The organism is Azospirillum oleiclasticum (genome assembly GCF_013423485.1).
Lineage (GTDB): Bacteria > Pseudomonadota > Alphaproteobacteria > Azospirillales > Azospirillaceae > Azospirillum > Azospirillum oleiclasticum.
On record NZ_JABFFR010000011.1, the window covers coordinates 210,240 to 226,767 of the forward strand.

Here is a 16,528-nt window from a genome sequence, read left to right on the forward strand (position 1 = left end):
ATGCCCGACCTCCACGCCGACCCGACCGTTCCGGAAACCGCGAGCCGGCCCGCTCCGGGCACAGCCCGCGTCCGCACCGTGCTGGCCTCCGCCGCGCTCGTCCTGCTGGTCCAGGGGATGGTCGGGCAGTTCGTGTTCCAGGGAATCCCGGCCTTCCTGCGCAAGGCCGGCCATTCGCCGGAGGTGATCGGGCTGATCTTCCTGGCCGGCATTCCGTACATCCTGCGTTTCCTGTGGGCGCCGCTGGTGGACCGCTACGGCTGGCCGGCGTTCGGACACCGCCGATCCTGGATCCTGCCGGTGCAGCTCCTGATGGTGCTGGCGGTGGGCGGGCTCCTGTTCCTGGACCCGGCCGACGGGGCCCGGCCGATCGTGGTGATGGCAGGGCTGATCATGGTGCTGATCGGCACGCAGCTCGTCGCCATCGGCGCTTTCATGCTGGAGAACCTGCCGCGCGCCTCCCACCCGGCCGCGGCCAGCGTCCAGGGCATGGCGGCGGCGGTGGCCGGCTTCGTGCTGGGCGGCGGTGTGCTGTATCTGGTGGCGGATCGCGGTTGGACGGCGACGGTGACGGTGCTGGCCGGGCTGTGCGCCCTCGGTCTGGTGGCCGTGCTGCTCCTGCCGCTCGACCGCGGCCGGGGCGCCGCCGCGTCCGGAGTGTCGCCGATGGCCAGCCTCGTCATGCTGAAGCGGCCGGACGTGCGGCGCCTGCTCCTGCTGCTGATGTTCGTCGAAACGGGCCTCGCGCTGCCCTACGGCATGAAGGCCATCGTGCAGGTCGATGCGGGTCTCACCGTCGCACAGATCGGGCTGCTCGGGGTGGTGGGCGGCAACGCGGCGGGGTTGCTGGGTGCCTGGGCCGCGCGGCCGGTGGTCGACCGGCTCGGCGCCGGCCGCACGCTCTTCGGCATCGGCCTGCTGACGGCCACGCTCTACGCGGGCCTCTCCCTGCTGGTCGAGGGGCGACCGACGCCCGGGGCCGCCGCGGTCTTCGTGCTTACGTCCAACCTCCTCCTCTTCGCCCATTTCACGGCCAGTCGCAGCCTGATCATGGGTGTCTGCGACGCGGCGCGGGCGGGAACGGAGCTGGCGACCTTCCTGTGTTTCTGCGGCGCGCTGAACCTGGCGCTTGCCAGCGCCGGCAACAGCCTGTCTGTTTGGCTCGGCCTGACCGGCCTGTTCCTGAGCGCGGCGGGTGTGGCCGTGGTCGGGGCCATGGCCGCGCTGTGGCTGACGGGCGGGCCACGGGCTCCGGCCCGCTGAGCCCGCCGATCGAGGAGGTCCGACACCGTGCATCACCCCCGCTCCGTCAAGGCCCGGCTGCCGCGCCGGGTGGTGGCCGTTCCGGACGCCGCCGCCCCGCCGAAACCGGCCCCGTCGCCGGCGCCCAGCGCGCGCGACCGCATCCTGCGCGCGGCCGAGGTCGAGTTCGCGGAGCACGGCCGCGGCGGTTCGAGCGTGCGGGCGATCGCACAGCGGGCGGGCTGCGCGCAAAGCCTGATCCACCATTACTTCCCCACCAAGGAGGATCTGTGGCTGGCCGTCGGCGCCGGGATCGCCGACGCGTTCTTCCACCTGGAGGCTCCGTTCCTGGACGACCCCCGGCCGGACCGCGAGAGCATCCGCCGTGGCATCCGGCTGTACTGGCGCTTCTGGCGCGACCACCCGACGGCGGCCCGCATCTATCTGTGGCGCCTGCTGGAGGGTGCCACGCCGGAGTCGCTGGCGCGCGACCAGCGCCACCATGAACGCTCCGTCGCCGCGTTCGAGCGGGCCCAGGCAGCCGGTACACTGCGCACCGATCTGCCCGCGGCGATGGTGATGAACATCCTGGCCGGTGCCATCCTGCATTTCTGCTTCCATGGTCGGCAGATCGTCGGCGCGGCAACGGAATCCGAAGAGATGCTGGTGGAAGCGCTCATGACCCTGATCCAGGCCCCCGCGCCGCCAGCCCCGGAACAGGCGCCATCCCCGTCCCGGAACCGACAGTCGACGCGAGGAGCGCGAACCGTCACGAACCGGCAGCAAGGAACTGGATGACCATGCGGTTGAACGCGTCGGCGTGTTCCCACTGCGCCCAGTGGCCGCACCGGTTGAAGACGTGGAGCTGGGCGTCCTGCAGTCCCCAGAGCAGGCGCAGGCCGACGTCGAGCGGCACGAAGCGGTCGTCACGGCCCCAGATCACCAGGGTGGGGGCCGCGATCTCGCCGAGGCGGGGGCTGATGTCCGGAAACTGCCGGGGGTTGGCGGCGAGGCTCTTGACGAAATTGTCCAGATGCTCGCGCCGGGCGAGCATGTTGTCCAGCCGCTCCCGGATCAGCTCGTCGGTCAGCTTGCTCGCGTCGAACATGAAGACGTTCAGCATCTTCTTCAGGTTCTCGAGCGTCGGGTCGCGGTAGACGCCCTGCAGCAGCTTGATGCCCTCCAGCGGCATGGGCTGGAACAGGCTGACGCCGCCGGTCCCCCCGCCCATCAGCACCAGCCGGCCGACCCGCGTGGGGTTGGCCAGCGCGAAGGCGACCGCGCTGTGTCCGCCCATCGAATTGCCGACGATGTGGATCCGGTCGAGGTCGAGCGCGTCGAGCAGTCCCCTCAGCGCGCGGGCGTTCAGCTCCGAGCGGGAGCCGGTGCACAGGATCGGGTCGCTCTTGCTCCAGCCCGGGCAGTCCATGAGGATCACGCGGTAACCGGCGTCGACGAACGGACCGACGTTGCGGCTGAAGTTGGCCCAGCCGCTGGCTCCGGGTCCGGAACCGTGCAGCATCACCACGGTCTCCTCGCCCTGGCCGGCGTCGTTGAAGTGGATGGTCAGGTCGAGGTCGCCCTCCCTGATGCGGGCGAAACGGCTGGTGGAGTCCTCGGTGAGGGCGGGGGTCTGTGCGGTCATGGTCGATGCCTCTGAGACTGGGATCAGGGGGTGAGGGCGAAGGGGTGCGGGCCGTGACCGATCGGCGCCGGTGCGCAGGCCACAAGGCGCGAGAAGAGGGTCGTGAAATCCTCCGCGGCGGGGCGCGCCTCCTCCGCCGCGATGGCGACGTCGATCTCCCGCCAGTCGGCCGGTGACAGGAGTTGCCGGGCCAGCGGCAGCACCGCTTCCTCCTCCAGCATCATGTGGCCGCGGTAGAACTCGGCGTAGCGGTCGAAGGCGGCGATGAAGGGGTCAAGCGCCCGCGGGTCGGCCAGGAACGTCGCCAGCGCGTCCTTCAGGTCGGCGATGCGGCGCGGCCCCGCCGCGTGCTCGGCGCTCAGCGTGTCGAGTGCCGCGGCGTCCGTCAGGGTGCGGAGCCGGCTGAACAGCAGCTCCTCCTTGGGGTGGTGGCGCTGCTCGGCGTAGGCGTCCAGGTAATGGACCATGGCCTGAAACAGCTCCGGGTCCGGCTCCAGCCGTCCGCCCGCGGCCTCCTTGAGCATGAAGCGGATGGCGTGCAGCACCGCGGCCAGCGACTGATGCTCCTCGGAAATGATGCGAAGCGCGTTCATGGGGTTCCTCCGGGTGCGTCAGCCGGCCAGCCGTTCCTGGTGCTTGCTGGCCAGACCGAGGTAGCTTTCGACGATGCGCGGATCGGCGGCGATGGCCTGGGCCTCGCCCTGCATCTTCACCGCGCCGTTTTCCAGAACGTAGGCGTGGTCGGCGACCTGAAGGGCGGCGCGGGCGTTCTGCTCGACCAGCAGGATGGAGACGCCGCGGCGCCGCAGCTCCGCGATGATGCGGAAGATCTCGCGCACGATCAGCGGGGCGAGACCGAGGCTCGGCTCGTCCAGCATCAGCAGCTTGGGCTTCGCCATCAGCGCCCGCCCGACGGCCAGCATCTGCCGCTCGCCGCCCGACAGCGTGCCGGCCGCCTGGGCGCGCCGCTCCTTCAGGCGGGGGAACAGCGCGTACACGTCCGCCAGCGTGGTCGCGTGGTCGCGGTGCCCCGCGCGACAGCGCTGGAAGGCGCCGAGCAGCAGGTTGTCCTCGATGGACATCGAGCCGAACAGCTCGCGCTTCTCGGGAACAAGGGTCATGCCGCGCGCCACCATCGCCTCGACGTCCGGCCTGTCGTCCGCGCCGTCGAAGACGATGCGGCCGGTGGACGGCAACAGGCCGATGATGGCCGACAGCGTCGTGGTCTTGCCGGCCCCGTTGGGGCCGATCACCGTGACGATGCTGCCGTGCGGCACCGACAGGTCGAGCTTGGAGACCGCCTCCACCTTGCCGTAGGCGACCGACAGACCCTTCACGTCGAGCAGGTTGCTGCCCATGGCTCACACCCCTCCCAGATAGGCTTCGAGGACGGCGGGGTTCCGCTGCACCTCCTCGGGCAGGCCCTCGGCGATCTTCTCGCCGAACTCCATCACCACGACGCGGTCGACCAGCCCCATGACGAAGTCCATGTCGTGCTCGACCAGAAGCACGGCCATGCCCTCGGCGCGCAGGCGGTTCAGCAGCTCGGCCAGCGCCTGCTTCTCCTTCAGCCGCAGCCCGGCCGCCGGCTCGTCCAGCAGCAGCAGGCACGGATCGGCGCAGAGCGCGCGGGCGATCTCCAGGATCCGCTGCTGCCCGAGCGCAAGACTGCCCGCCTCCTCGTCCATCAGGCCGTGCAGCCCGACGCGTTCGAGCTGCACCGCCGCCTCGCGCAGCAGCCGCGCCTCCTCGGCGCGGTCGAGCCGCCAGGCGGCCGGCAGGACGCCCTTGTGCCCCCGCAGATGCGCGCCGATGGCGACGTTCTCCAGCACGCTCATGCGGGGCAGCAGGCGCACATGCTGGAAGGTCCGGCTGATGCCCATCGCGGCGACCCGGTGCGGCCCCAGCCCGGCAATGGACCGGCCGCGGAACAGGATCTCGCCCGAGGTCGGGTCGTCCACGCCCGAAAGCTGGTTGAACATGGTGCTCTTGCCGGCGCCGTTCGGGCCGATCAGGGCGAGGATTTCGCCGGCCCTGACGCTCAGGTCCATGTTCTTGTTGGCGACCAGGCCGCCGAAGCTCCTGGTCACCCGGCGCGCCTCCAGGATCACCTCGCCGTGCGGCGGCCGGGGCTTTCTCGGCAGCGGCTCCGCGGTGGGATCGATGCGGCGGGGCTGGGAGCGCAGCGGAACCAGCCGGGCCAGCAGCGGCCACAGACCGTCGCGCGCGTGATGCAGGACCAGCACCATCATGGCGCCGAACACGATGATCTCGAAATTCCCGGCACTGCCCAGCAGCCGAGGCAGGACGTCCTGGAGCCACTGTTTGAGGATGGTGATCACCCCGGCGCCGACCAGCGCGCCCCACACCTGCCCGGCGCCGCCGACCACCGCCATGAAGAGGTATTCGATGCCGGTGTTCAGCCCGAAGGGCGTCGGGTTCACGAAGCGCTGGAGATGGGCGTAGAGCCAGCCGGCAGCGCAGGCCTGAAGGGCGGCCAGGACGAAGATCACCATGCGCGCCCGCGAGGTGTCCACGCCCATGGCCTCGGCCATCACCATGCCGCCCTTCAGCGCGCGGATGGCGCGGCCCTCGCGCGAGTCCAGGAGGTTGCGGGTGGTGAACAGGGCGATCAGCACGAAGGCCCAGACCAGATAGTAATAGTGGCGGCTGTCGGTCAGCGCGAAGTCCAGCAGCGTCACCGGCGGCACGCTGGAGATCCCCGAATGGCCGCCCAGGAATTCCAGGTTGCCGAACAGGAAATAGAGGCTGATCCCCCAGGCCATGGTGCCGAGGGGAAGATAATGGCCGGACAGCCGCAGCGTCACCGACCCCAGCACGACCGCCACCGCCAGGGTCAGGACCAGCCCGACGCCGAGGGCCAGCCACGGCGACTGGCCGTAGGTCGTGGTCAGCACGGCGCTGGTGTAGGCACCCAGCCCGACGAAGGCCGCCTGTCCGAAGCTGGTCAGCCCGCCGACGCCGGTCAGCAGCACCAGGCCCAGCGCGACCAGGGCCGAGAGGCCGATGTAGTTCAGCAGCGTGACGTGGAATTCCGGCAGCACCAGCGGCGCTGCGGCGAGCGCCGCGAGGAAGGCCGCCATCACCCACCGGCCGCCCGGCCACTCACGGTCCCGCGCCGCCATGTAGGAGCGGATGGTCATTCTTCCTCCTCGACGTGGTGAGAGGCGAGCGAGCGCCACAGCAGGACCGGAATGATCAGCGTGAAGACCAGCACGTCCTTGAAGGCGCTGGTCCAGAAGGACGAGAAGGATTCCAGCAGCCCGACCATCACCGCCCCCGCCGCGGCCAGCGGATAGCTGCCCAGCCCGCCGATGATGGCGGCGACGAATCCCTTCAGCCCGACCAGGAAGCCGCTGTCGTAATAGACGGTGGTCATCGGCGCGAAGAGCAGCCCGGACAGCGCCCCGACGAACGCCGCCAGCAGGAAGGTCAGCCGTCCGGCCAAAGCCGGGGAAATGCCCATCAGCCGGGCGCCGTTGCGGTTCACCGCGGTGGCGCGCAGCGCCTTGCCGTAGAGGGTGCGGTCGAAGAACAGGTAGAGGGCGACGATCAGGGCGAGCGAGGCGCCGATCACCGCCAGCGTGTGACCACCGACCTGCATCGCGCCGACCTCGAACTGCGCGTCGCTGAAGGGCGTGGTGCGCGACCCCTCCGGCCCGAACACCAGGAGCCCGACGCCGACCATCGCCAGATGGACGGCCACCGCGACGATCAGCAGCACCAGCACCGGCGCCTCGGCGACCGGCTGGAAGGCGATGCGGTACATCATCGGCCCCAGCGGAACCACCAGCGCCAGCGCCAAAAGCGCCTTCGCCGCCAGCGGCAGGCCGGCGAGCGGGAGCTGCGTCAGCAGCGCGGCCAGGGCCAGCGGGTAGCCGAGGTTCCAGGCGGCCGAACGCGCCAGCGACCGGCCCGGCAACCGCCGGCCCCCGCCGCGCGCCGTGGCCAGATCCATGGCGAAGGCCACTGCACCGGCGCCGAGCAGCACCCAGAGCGTTCCCGGCAGGGAACCGGCTTCCAGCGTCGCCATGGTCAGCCCGCCATAGGCGAGGAACTCGCCCTGCGGGATGAGGATGATGCGGGTCACGGCGAAGACCATCACCAGGGCCAGCGCCAGCAATGTGTAGATGGCGCCGTTGGTGACGCCGTCCTGCGCCAGCAGGACAAAGATCGTTTGATCCATGGGAGGACTCCTGTTCCACCGGGCCTCGGGCGCGCGGCGCGCGGGCGCTCAGACGGAAAGGCCCCGTTCGCGCGCCATGGACATCGCGGTGTCCTCGATCATGTCCTCCTGCCCGCCGACCATGCCGCGGCGGCCGAGTTCGACAAGGATCTCGCGGGCGGACACGCCATAGGTCCGCTCGGCGCGTTTGGCGAAGAGCAGGAAGGACGAATAGACGCCGGCGAAGCCGAGGGTCAGCGAATCCCGGTCGATGCGGATCGCGTGGTCCATGATCGGCACCACCCGGTCCTCGGCCACGTCGCTGATCGCGAAGGTGTCCACGCCGGTCTGGATGCCCATGCGCTCGCACACGGCGATGAACACCTCCATCGGTGTGTTGCCGGCCCCGGCGCCGAGCCCGGCGGCGGCGGCGTCGATGCGGTTCGCGCCGGCCTCGACCGCGGCGACGGAGTTGGCGACCCCCATGGCCAGGTTGTGGTGGCCGTGGAAGCCCAGCTCCGTCTCCGGCTTCAGCGCCTCGCGCACCGCGGCGATGCGCGCGCGGACGTCACCCGGCAGCATGTACCCGGCGCTGTCCGTGACGTAGACGCAGTTGGCGCCGTAGCCCTCCATCAGCTTGGCCTGCCGGACCAGTGTTTGCGGGTCGGCCATGTGGCTCATCATCAGGAAGCCCACCGTGTCCATGCCCAGCTTGCGGGCCAGCGCGATGTGCTGTTCCGACACGTCGGCCTCGGTGCAGTGGGTCGCGACCCGGATGGTGTAAACGCCCAGACCGTGCGCCATCCGCAGATGGTCCACGGTGCCGATGCCCGGCAGCAGCAACGCCGACACCTTGGCCCGCCGCATCCGCGGCACCACCGCGCCGAGATACTCCTCGTCGGTGTGGGCCGGGAAACCGTAGTTGATCGACGAGCCGCCGAGCCCGTCGCCGTGCGTGACCTCGATCAGCGGTACGCCGGCCGCGTCCAGGCCGGTGGCGATGTCGACCATCTGTTCGAGCGTCATCTGGTGACGCTTGGGATGCATGCCGTCCCGCAGCGTCATGTCGTGGACGGTGATCTTGGTGCCGCGCAAATCCATGATTCCTCCTCCCCTCACCCGGCAACCGGTTCCGGGACCAGGGTCCCGTCCAGGATGCGCTCGGCGAACATTTCCGCGGTGCGGGCGGCGGCCGCGGTCATGATGTCCAGGTTGCCGGCATAGTCCGGCAGGTAGTCGCCCAACCCCCTGACCTCGAGGAAGACGGACACCCGCCGGCCGTCGAAGGTCGGCCCGTTCACCAGCCGGTAGCCGGGGACGTAACGGTTCACCTCGGCGATCATGGCGTGGATGGAGGCGGCGATCGCCTCGCGGTCCGGCTCGCCCTCGGTCAGGCAATGGACCGTGTCGCGCATGATCAGGGGGGGATCGGCCGGGTTGATGATGATGATGGCCTTGCCGCGGGCCGCACCGCCGACCTTCTCAATGGCGCCGGCCGTGGTGCGGGTGAACTCGTCGATGTTCTTGCGCGTGCCCGGCCCGGCGGAGCGCGAGGCGATGGCGGCGACGATTTCGCCATAGGCCACCGGCTGCACGCGGGCGATGGCGGCGATGATCGGGATGGTCGCCTGCCCGCCGCAGGTCACCATGTTGACGTTCATGGCGCCCCGGCCGATGTGCTCCTTCAGGTTGACCGGAGGAACGCAGTAGGGGCCGATGGCGGCCGGCGTCAGGTCGATCATCATGACGCCCAGCGCGTTCAGCTTGCGGCTGTTCTCCGCGTGCACATAGGCGGAGGTGGCGTCGAAGGCGATGCGGAGATCGTCCGCCCGGACATGCGGCAGCAGCCCGTCCACCCCCTCGGCGGTGGTCTTCAGCCCCATCGCCCGCGCCTTGGCGAGCCCGTCGGAGGCCGGGTCGATGCCGACCATCCACACCGGCTCCAGCACCGGGCTGCGCTTCAGCTTCATCAGCAGGTCGGTCCCGATGTTGCCGGGGCCGATCACGGCGCACTTGATCTTCTCGGTCATGAATCCTGTCTCCGGGCTCAGGAGAAGAGGGCGGCGACGCTGCCCAGCCCCTCGATGGCGGCGTCGAAGCGGTCCGGTCCGCCGGGCGTCACGGCCACCATGGGGCCGAGCGCGCCGGTCAGCACGATGTCGCCGGCCAACAGAGGGCGACCGCAGCGGACCATCGTGTCGGCCAGCCACACCGCCGCCGTCAGCGGATTGCCGAGGCAGGCCCGGCCGCTGCCCTGCGACACCACCGCGTCGCCGCGCCGCATCTCCATGGCGCAGCCGGCGATGTCGAAATCCGCCAGCCGGCGCGGCCGCCCGCCGAGGACGAAGAGCCCGCTGGAGGCGTTGTCGGCCACCGTGTCGGCGAAACGGATGTTCCAGCCGGCGATGCGGCTGTCGACGATCTCGATCGCCGGCAGCGCGCAGTCCGTGGCGCCGATGATGTCGGCGTAGGTGTGCCGCTCGCGCGTCAGGTCACGGCCGATCACCAGGGCGATCTCCGCCTCGACCTTCGGCTGGATCAGGCGGCCGGCGGGCACCGGTTCCCCGTCGCCGACGGCCATGTCGGCGAAGAGCATGCCGAAATCGGGCTGATCGACGCCGAGCTGGGCCTGCACCGCCCGCGAGGTCAGGCCGATCTTGCGGCCGACCAGCCGCCGCCCCTCCGCCAGCCATGCGCGGGTGTTGGCCTCCTGCACGGCGTAGGCGGTCTCCACGTCCGCCGAGGGCAGACGGTCCCGCAGGGGCGGGATCGGGACGCGGCTCGCGGCGGCGGCCCTCAGCAGAGCCGCGGCCTCCCCGGCGTCCAGCGGGGGCTCCGCCCCCGTCACTTCACCAGTCGCCATTGGTTGTCCTTCACGGTGACGAGCACGATGGCGCTCGGGTCGTAGCCGGCGTGATCGCCGGCGGTGATGGTGTAGACGCCGTTGGTGCCCGTCAGACCGTTGGTCCGCTCGATGCGGTCGCGCACGGCGGTGCGGAAGGCGGGCGTGCCCGGCGCGATCTTGTCCTGGAGCGCGCCGGCCATGGCGGTCTTCAGGATCAGCCAGGCGTCCCACGACGCGCCGGCGAAGGTGGAGCGGCTGTCGTGTCCGTGCCGGGCCTCGAACTCCCGGACGAACGCGACGCCGGACGTCTTGGCCGGATGCGTGTCGGGAAGCTGTTCGGCCACCAGCACCGGGCCGACCGGCAGCACCGCACCCTCCACCGCCTTGCCGCCGACGCGCAGGAACTCCTTGCTGGTGACGCCGTGCGACTGGTAGATGCGGCCCTTGTAGCCGCGCTCGCGCAGGGTGATCTGCGGCATGGCGGCCGGGGTGCCCGAGGCGCCGATGAACACCATGTCCGGCTTGGCGGCGATGACCTTCAGGGCCTGCGCCTGGACGCTGGGATCGGCGCGGCCGTAGCGCTCGACGGCGACGATCCGGAGCTTGTTCTCGGCAAGCCTGGTCAGCGCCTTCAGCAACAGTTCGCCCCAGGAATCCGAGAAGCCGATGAAGCCCACCGTCTTCGCGCCGCCGGCGACCATGTCGTCCACGATGCGCTGCACCATCAGGTCGGCGCTGGGCTCGGAGCGGAAAACATAGCCGCGCTTGTCGCCGCCGACGTCCAGCGGGGCGACCGACACCATCGGCACCATCTCGGCGTTGGCGATGTCGGCCATCGCGACGGCGGTGCTGATCAGGTTGGGGCCGAGCAGTGCGTCGACCTTGTCCTCGCTGATCAGCTTGCGCACGTTCTTCACGGCGCTCGTCGGGTCGGTGGCGTCGTCCAGCAGGATGTAGGTGACCTTTTCGTCGCCGATCCTGTCCGGGAGCAGGCTCACCGCCTTGCGGGTCTCCGCCCCCAGCGCGGCCGCCGGTCCGGTGAGCGAGGCGATGATGCCGATGGTGATGTCCGCCATCGCCGGCAGCGACAGCAGGGTCGCGGCCAGGCCGGCGGCACCGGCCAGCGCACAACTGCGAAACGTCATGCTCCGTTTCCTCCTGATGATTGTTGTTTGGGACCGGCGATTACTGGTCGATGCGGCGGAAGGCGCCGTTCAGGTAGATCAGCGCCTGCCCGTCGTCCCGCTCCCGCGTGGCCAGCACCTCGCACAGGAAGGCGTGGTGGGTGCTCTCGTCGAAGACCTTGACGACCCGGCAATCGAAGTTGGCGAGCGCGCCCCGCAGCACCGGGGCACCGGTGGCCAGCGTGTCCCAGCCCCCGTACGCGAAGCGGGCTTCGCCCTGCACGCCCTCGACCATGCCGGCGAAGACCCGGGCGGTCTCCTCCTGGTCGCCGGCCAGCACGTTCACGCAGAGGATGCCGCTGTTGAGGATGGCCTCGTCGGCGGCGACGTTCTTGTTCACGAAGACCACCAGCCGCGGCGGGTCGGCGGTGACCGAACAGACCGCCGTCGCCGTCAGACCCAGCCGCCGGTCTCCGTCACGGGTCGCGATGATGGACACGCTGGCGGCGACGTGGCGCATGCCCTGCTTGTGGTCGCCGGATGGCACCGTCGGGGCATCCGCCAGTCCGGCGTTCGGGGTCCAGTCCAGCAACTGGTTGATGTCGCGGGTCACGGTGAGAGTCATGGCAGGACACTCCTGCGGGAGGGTGGAGCGGGGAGGACGGGGATGGTGCCGCGGCCGGCCGGCACGCGCGTTCAGGCGCCGTCAAGCGCCGAACTGGTTTCCCGACGGCAGCGGGTTGCCCAGCATGAAGCCGCCCAGCAGGTCGCCGATGTCGTCCTGATTCTGGGTGATGTGGTTGGCACCGACGAGGATGTCGCGCATCTGCCGCTGCATCGGGTTGTCGAGCCAGACGCCGCGCGTCGCCGTCTTCTTGAAGATCATGTGGGCGGCCTCGAAGACCTCGCCGCCGGTGAACATGTTGGTGGCGAAGTGCCGCACCCGGTCCTCCAGCGGTACCAGCCGGCCGTGCGAGGCATAGGCCCAGGCCTCGTCGGTGTTCTGGAGCACACGGGCCGCCGCCGCGGTGATCTTCGCCTCCGCTTCGCCCAGCCGGCCCTTCACGAAGGGGTTCTGCGTGGCCGCGCCGACCGCCTGCGAGATGTTCTGGCGGGGCTTCATGTGCTCGACGTAGAGGTCGCGCATGCCCAGCGCCATGCCGGTGATCACCGAGGAGACCGCCGCGTAGAACACGTAGAGGAAGGGCATCTTGTACAGGTTGTCGAGGCCGCCGTGGCTTGCCTCGCCGTAGGCGATGATGCTGTGGGTGCGGTAGGCGGGAACGAACACGTCCCGGAGGCGCAGCTTCTTGCTGCCCGTGCCGGCGAGGCCGACGACGTGCCAATCGTCGATGATCTCGTAATCCTTCGCCTCGACCCAGAAGGCCTTGTAGTCGGTCAGCTTGCCGTCGCCGTCGAAGAGCCGGGCGCCGACGAAGGCGCCGCCGGCCGCGTGGTCGCAACCGCTCGACGTCAGCCAGTCGCCGTTCAGCCGGTAGCCGCCGTCCACCGCCTTCACGGTGCCGAACGGGGCGTAGGAGGAGGAGACCAGCCGCGTGTCGTCGTCGCCCCACAGCTCGTCGCCGCAGCGCGGGTCGAGCAGGCCGACCTCGAAGGGGTGGACGCCGAGCACCATGACGTTCCACGCGCTCGACGGGCAGCCGCGGCCCAGCTCCATCAGCACGCGGTTGAGGACGTTGGGGTGCATCTCGTACCCGCCCCAGCGCCGCGGCTGGAGGATGCGGAAGAAGCCGGCATCCTGGAAGGCCTTGATGGTCTCGGGCGGGACCATCCGGGCCTGCTCGCAGGCGTCGGCGCGTTCGCGCAGCCAGGGGATCATGTCCCGCGCACGGCCGACAAGTTCGCGTTCGCTGGGAATGGACAGGGTGATGGAATCCATGGGCTTGGCTTTCCTCGGATTTCGGTGCGTCCGGTGGGCGGTCGGGGCAGGGTGTCAGGCGGCTTCCGCGCTGATCACGCCGTAGCCGGCGATCCATTCGTTGATCGGCCGGTAATAGTCCTTGCGGGCCCGGTAGGGGCCGGTGGCGGCAAGTGCTGCGAAGGCGGCCACCCAGGTGCGGATCTCGTGCGTCGAGCGGCCGGCTGTGCTGGAGATCTCCTCCACGCTGAAGGTGTCGACCTCGTCCAGCCGGCCTTCGACCAGGGTGTCGATGAAGCCGAGATCCCAATCCGGATTGAGCGGGGTCAGATGGCAGTCCGGCGTCCCGTAGATCCTGCCGGCGGCAATCGTGCGCGCCTGGCGCGCCGCGCGCGCCTCGGGCGTCGGATTCCGTCCCGCGATCAGGAAATTGGCGATCTCCTCCGGTGCCCCGGCGAGCAGCGGGACCGGCGGCTCGTGCGACAGGCCGCCGGTCCCGAGAACCAGGACGCGCTTGTCCAGACCGCCGATGAATCGGCCGACCGCCTCGCCCAGTTTCCGCACGCGCCGATACGGTGCGAAGGGCGGGGCGACGGAATTGATGATGACGGGAACGGTGGGATAGCGGGTGAGGCTGCCGGTCAGCTCCTCCAGCGTCTGGGTGCAGCCATGGTCGACCTGCAGACGGTGCGACAGCGCGATGTCGATGTCGCTGTCGAGGATGGACCGCGTCAAGGCGAGCGCCACATCCCGGTCCACCCGCAACGGACCTGGCAGGGTTCCGTAATCGCCGACGGAATCGGCGGCCGTCGCAATGACGAACGGCGGCATCAGGTCGTAGAACAGGCCATTGTAGTGATCCGGAGCGAAGATCACGATCAGCTCGGGATCGAAGCGTTCCACCTCGGCGCGCGCTTGCGCAAGAACCGTATCGACTTCATCGACCACCTCGACACCGGGGTCGTTGAGCCCGCGCAACGGCGTGTGCGACAAGCATTTTACCATGACGGTCATGAGTTGCCTCCCGATAGGCACAGCAATGCCGTTCGCCAAATTCAGGCGTTGTGATTGCAGTCCTGATTTCTTCTGAGATTTTGGCTGACTTCCGGCGCTCTATGCGCTGGATGACGCTGTTCGAGCCACGATCAGCGCCACGTTGTTTCCGCCCGTGATGGTTGTTTTTTGTGACTACAGTCTATGAAGCCGATTGAATGAATACAATCTTGTTTTCAGAAATGGGCACATAGTGCACACCATTGTTTTCATTGGAGAAACCCACAGGAAAGCGCCCCGATGAGTGCGGCTCGCGTCGGCCCGTACCGGCACATTCAAGGCTTGAGCCGGGGTCTGGCGATCCTGCGCACGCTGAGCCGCTCACCAAATGGCTTTGCCTCGATCGCCGAACTCGGGGTGGCGACCGGTCTCCACCGCACCACGGTGCGCCGCATGCTCGCCACGTTGGAGCAGGAGGGCTATGTGCGCCGCAGTGCCTCCGACGACACCTATCGCCTCAACCTCAAGATCCGGGAGCTGAGCGACGGCTTCACCGACGACGAATGGATTTCGGAGCTTGCCGCGCCGGTCTTGGGCGAACTGTTGCAGAAGGTGGTCTGGCCGTCGGACCTGTGCACGCTCGACGGCACGGCGATGCTGGTGCGCGAGACCACCCACCGCTACAGCCCGCTGTCCTTCCACCGGGCCATGATCCGGCAGAGGATGCCGGTTCTGTACACCGCCTCCGGACGCGCCTATCTGGCCCACTGCGGCGAGGAGGAGCGGCAGCAGATCCTGCGGCTGCTGATCGTGGAAGGGGGGGAGCAGGCCGGCCTCGCCCGCAACCGGATCCTGGTCGACAAGGTCTTGAACCGGGTCCACGAGCAGGGATATGCGAGCAACGACGGGGAATGGTCGCAGCAGGTCAAGGTGTCGGCGCTCGCCCTCCCCGTCCGGCATCGCGGCGGGGTGCTGGCGACCATCAACATCGTGTTCATGAAAAGCGTGATGAGCGTCGGGGAGGCCGCCGACCGCTACCTCGGGCATCTCACGGCGGCCATCGCGAAGATCGAGGCGCAGATCGACGAGAACCCGACCCTGCTTGCCGGCGCCCGGACGTGAGCCTCCTGGCCGTGCTGGTGAGGCGTTGTTCGGTTACCGCATGGACCGTGCGGGAGATCGACGGACGGGTGCACGTGCCAAATCACGGGCCGTGACCGGCGTGCCCATGGGCGGCGGGGACCCGTCCGTCACCCCGCCTACTTCTTCACCAGCGGGCAGTCGCTCTGCGCCAGCGGCCGGAACGCCTCGTCCGCCGGAATGGTCGCGCGCAGGTGGTAATAGTCCCAGGGATACTTGGACTCCGAGGGCTTCTTCACCTGCATCAGGTACATCTCGCGCATGAAGCGGCCGTCCTCGCGGACCCAGCCGTCCTTCACGAACACGTCGTTGACGCGCATGCTCTTCATCTTGGCCATGACGGCGCCGGCCTCGTCGGTGCCCGCGGCCTCGACCGCCTTGAGATAGGCCAGGGTCGAGGAGTAGACGCCCGCCTGCCCCATGTTCGGCATGATCTTGACCCGGTCGAAGAAGCGCTTGGAGAAGGCCCGTGTCTCCTCGTTGCGGTCCCAGTAGAAGGCAGTGGTGAGATACATGCCCTGCGTCGCTTCCAGGCCGAGGGCGTGGATGTCCGTGTCGAACAGCAGCAACCCGGCGAGCTGCTGCTGCCCGCCCTGGGTCAGGCCGAACTCGCTGGCCGCCTTGATGGCGTTGCGGGCATCGGTCCCGGTGGTCGCAAGGCCGATGATCTTCGCCTTCGACGCCTGGGCCTGGTTGATGTAGGACGCGAAGTCCATGCTGTTCAGCGGGAACCGCACGGCCCCCAGCACCTTGCCGCCGCTGTCCTTGACGATGGCCGCCGTGTTCTCCTCCAGCCCATGGCCGAAGGCGAAATCGACCGTCAGGAAGAACCAGCTGTCGCCGCCCTGCTTGACCGTCTGCGTGCCGGTGCCCTTGGCGAGCGAATAGGCGTCGTAGGCGTAGTGGATCGTGTTGGGCGTGCATTTGTCGCCGGTCAGGCGGGTGACCGAGGGGCCGTTGAAGATGGCGATGCGGTTCTTGTCCCGCACGATGTCGGCGACCGCCAGGGCCAGGCCGGAATTCGCGACGTCCTGCACCAGATCGACGCCCTGCGCGTCGATCCATTCGCGGACCACGGCCGAGCCGATGTCCACCTTGTTCTGGTGGTCCGCCGACAGCAGCTCGACGGGCTTGCCCAGCACCTTGCCGCCGAAATCCTCCACCGCCATCTGCGCCGCAGCCACCGACCCCTTGCCGCTCTGGTCGGAGAAGACGCCGGACAGGTCGGTGATGACGCCGATGCGCACGACGTCGCCCGAAACCGTCCTGCCGGTCTGGGCCGCCGCCGGCAAGGCCGTCGCCAGCAGCATCGCCGCACCCGCCAACAACCCGTTGCGCATGTGTCGCTTCATGTCGTCCTCCCTGGATTCCGTCGTTCCGGCGAGCCCCATGCCGAAACCGGTTGCCACACCGTCACGCGCCGTGATCGACTCCTCAACCGCGTCGCGGCGGCGCCATGGGTAAAATTGGGCAA

16 protein-coding genes are annotated in these 16,528 nt (G+C 69.3%); 3 read left to right on the forward strand and 13 right to left on the reverse strand.

Going from position 1 to position 16,528, the window contains the following annotated elements:
• Both HL658_RS14795 and HL658_RS14800 read left to right on the forward strand, forming a co-directional pair.
• Entirely contained in the window at window positions 1-1,263 is a 1,263-nt protein-coding gene (locus tag HL658_RS14795; RefSeq protein WP_180282856.1) for an MFS transporter, read from the forward strand.
• 27 nt (window positions 1,264-1,290) lie between these two features.
• Window positions 1,291-2,040, forward strand: a complete 750-nt coding sequence (locus tag HL658_RS14800; protein WP_180282857.1) for a TetR family transcriptional regulator — start codon at window positions 1,291-1,293, stop codon at window positions 2,038-2,040.
• Here the strand turns inward: HL658_RS14800 and HL658_RS14805 are convergent.
• The 12 genes from HL658_RS14805 to HL658_RS14860 all read right to left on the reverse strand — a co-directional run bounded on the left by HL658_RS14805 (window position 2,012) and on the right by HL658_RS14860 (window position 13,935).
• Window positions 2,012-2,887, reverse strand: a complete 876-nt coding sequence (locus HL658_RS14805) for an alpha/beta fold hydrolase (RefSeq protein WP_180282858.1) — start codon at window positions 2,885-2,887, stop codon at window positions 2,012-2,014. The two genes, HL658_RS14800 and HL658_RS14805, sit on opposite strands and share 29 nt — an antisense overlap.
• A 23-nt stretch (window positions 2,888-2,910) precedes the next feature.
• Window positions 2,911-3,480: a hemerythrin domain-containing protein gene (locus HL658_RS14810; RefSeq protein ID WP_180282859.1), complete on the reverse strand. Its 570-nt coding sequence runs from the start codon at window positions 3,478-3,480 to the stop codon at window positions 2,911-2,913.
• Between the two features lie 18 nt (window positions 3,481-3,498).
• Window positions 3,499-4,245, reverse strand: a complete 747-nt coding sequence (locus tag HL658_RS14815; RefSeq protein ID WP_180282860.1) for an ABC transporter ATP-binding protein — start codon at window positions 4,243-4,245, stop codon at window positions 3,499-3,501.
• A 3-nt stretch (window positions 4,246-4,248) separates the two neighbouring features.
• The gene (locus HL658_RS14820; RefSeq protein WP_211109742.1) at window positions 4,249-6,051 is read right to left on the reverse strand and encodes a branched-chain amino acid ABC transporter ATP-binding protein/permease; all 1,803 of its coding nucleotides are present in this window, start codon (window positions 6,049-6,051) and stop codon (window positions 4,249-4,251) included.
• Complete coding sequence (locus HL658_RS14825; protein WP_180282861.1) at window positions 6,048-7,094, reverse strand: branched-chain amino acid ABC transporter permease; 1,047 nt, start codon at window positions 7,092-7,094, stop codon at window positions 6,048-6,050. Before HL658_RS14825 ends, HL658_RS14820 begins: the two co-directional genes overlap by 4 nt.
• Window positions 7,095-7,142: 48 nt before the next feature.
• Window positions 7,143-8,174, reverse strand: coding sequence for a 4-hydroxy-2-oxovalerate aldolase (dmpG, locus tag HL658_RS14830; protein WP_180282862.1), 1,032 nt, complete (start codon window positions 8,172-8,174; stop codon window positions 7,143-7,145).
• Window positions 8,175-8,188: 14 nt separating this feature from the next.
• Window positions 8,189-9,103 (reverse strand): acetaldehyde dehydrogenase (acetylating), encoded by a 915-nt coding sequence (locus HL658_RS14835; protein ID WP_180282863.1) that lies wholly within the window; start codon window positions 9,101-9,103, stop codon window positions 8,189-8,191.
• 17 nt (window positions 9,104-9,120) lie between these two features.
• Window positions 9,121-9,936 carry a 2-keto-4-pentenoate hydratase gene (locus tag HL658_RS14840; RefSeq protein ID WP_180282864.1) on the reverse strand — a complete coding sequence of 272 codons (816 nt, stop codon included), beginning with the start codon at window positions 9,934-9,936 and terminating at the stop codon, window positions 9,121-9,123.
• A complete protein-coding gene (locus tag HL658_RS14845) occupies window positions 9,918-11,063 on the reverse strand; it encodes an ABC transporter substrate-binding protein (RefSeq protein WP_180282865.1) in 1,146 nt (381 codons plus the stop codon). The genes HL658_RS14840 and HL658_RS14845 overlap by 19 nt, the downstream gene beginning before the upstream one ends.
• 40 nt (window positions 11,064-11,103) lie before the next feature.
• Window positions 11,104-11,667, reverse strand: coding sequence for a flavin reductase family protein (locus tag HL658_RS14850; RefSeq protein ID WP_196242231.1), 564 nt, complete (start codon window positions 11,665-11,667; stop codon window positions 11,104-11,106).
• An 81-nt stretch (window positions 11,668-11,748) separates the two neighbouring features.
• Window positions 11,749-12,942, reverse strand: coding sequence for an acyl-CoA dehydrogenase family protein (locus HL658_RS14855; RefSeq protein WP_180282866.1), 1,194 nt, complete (start codon window positions 12,940-12,942; stop codon window positions 11,749-11,751).
• Between the two features lie 54 nt (window positions 12,943-12,996).
• Window positions 12,997-13,935 (reverse strand): 3-carboxyethylcatechol 2,3-dioxygenase, encoded by a 939-nt coding sequence (locus tag HL658_RS14860; protein ID WP_180282867.1) that lies wholly within the window; start codon window positions 13,933-13,935, stop codon window positions 12,997-12,999.
• 279 nt (window positions 13,936-14,214) lie between these two features.
• Between HL658_RS14860 and HL658_RS14865 the strand changes: the two genes are divergently transcribed.
• On the forward strand, window positions 14,215-15,036 hold the full coding sequence (locus HL658_RS14865; protein WP_180282868.1) for a DNA-binding transcriptional regulator: 822 nt from the start codon (window positions 14,215-14,217) through the stop codon (window positions 15,034-15,036).
• A 137-nt stretch (window positions 15,037-15,173) separates the two neighbouring features.
• On the opposite strand, the gene HL658_RS14870 is transcribed toward HL658_RS14865, so the two are convergent.
• Entirely contained in the window at window positions 15,174-16,406 is a 1,233-nt protein-coding gene (locus tag HL658_RS14870) for an ABC transporter substrate-binding protein (protein WP_246337607.1), read from the reverse strand.
• Between the last annotated feature and the right edge of the window lie 122 nt (window positions 16,407-16,528).

Bases quoted from the DNA above. Each gene is read 5' to 3' on its own strand.
- HL658_RS14795 (WP_180282856.1), top strand. From the start codon at position 1: ATGCCCGACCTCCACGCCGACCCGACCGTTCCGGAAACCGCGAGCCGG.
- HL658_RS14805 (WP_180282858.1), bottom strand. From the start codon at position 2,887: ATGACCGCACAGACCCCCGCCCTCACCGAGGACTCCACCAGCCGTTTC.
- HL658_RS14810 (WP_180282859.1), bottom strand. From the start codon at position 3,480: ATGAACGCGCTTCGCATCATTTCCGAGGAGCATCAGTCGCTGGCCGCG.
- HL658_RS14815 (WP_180282860.1), bottom strand. From the start codon at position 4,245: ATGGGCAGCAACCTGCTCGACGTGAAGGGTCTGTCGGTCGCCTACGGC.
- HL658_RS14820 (WP_211109742.1), bottom strand. From the start codon at position 6,051: ATGACCATCCGCTCCTACATGGCGGCGCGGGACCGTGAGTGGCCGGGC.
- HL658_RS14825 (WP_180282861.1), bottom strand. From the start codon at position 7,094: ATGGATCAAACGATCTTTGTCCTGCTGGCGCAGGACGGCGTCACCAAC.
- dmpG (WP_180282862.1), bottom strand. From the start codon at position 8,174: ATGGATTTGCGCGGCACCAAGATCACCGTCCACGACATGACGCTGCGG.
- HL658_RS14835 (WP_180282863.1), bottom strand. From the start codon at position 9,103: ATGACCGAGAAGATCAAGTGCGCCGTGATCGGCCCCGGCAACATCGGG.
- HL658_RS14840 (WP_180282864.1), bottom strand. From the start codon at position 9,936: ATGGCGACTGGTGAAGTGACGGGGGCGGAGCCCCCGCTGGACGCCGGG.
- HL658_RS14845 (WP_180282865.1), bottom strand. From the start codon at position 11,063: ATGACGTTTCGCAGTTGTGCGCTGGCCGGTGCCGCCGGCCTGGCCGCG.
- HL658_RS14850 (WP_196242231.1), bottom strand. From the start codon at position 11,667: ATGACTCTCACCGTGACCCGCGACATCAACCAGTTGCTGGACTGGACC.
- HL658_RS14855 (WP_180282866.1), bottom strand. From the start codon at position 12,942: ATGGATTCCATCACCCTGTCCATTCCCAGCGAACGCGAACTTGTCGGC.
- HL658_RS14860 (WP_180282867.1), bottom strand. From the start codon at position 13,935: ATGACCGTCATGGTAAAATGCTTGTCGCACACGCCGTTGCGCGGGCTC.
- HL658_RS14865 (WP_180282868.1), top strand. From the start codon at position 14,215: ATGAGTGCGGCTCGCGTCGGCCCGTACCGGCACATTCAAGGCTTGAGC.
- HL658_RS14870 (WP_246337607.1), bottom strand. From the start codon at position 16,406: ATGAAGCGACACATGCGCAACGGGTTGTTGGCGGGTGCGGCGATGCTG.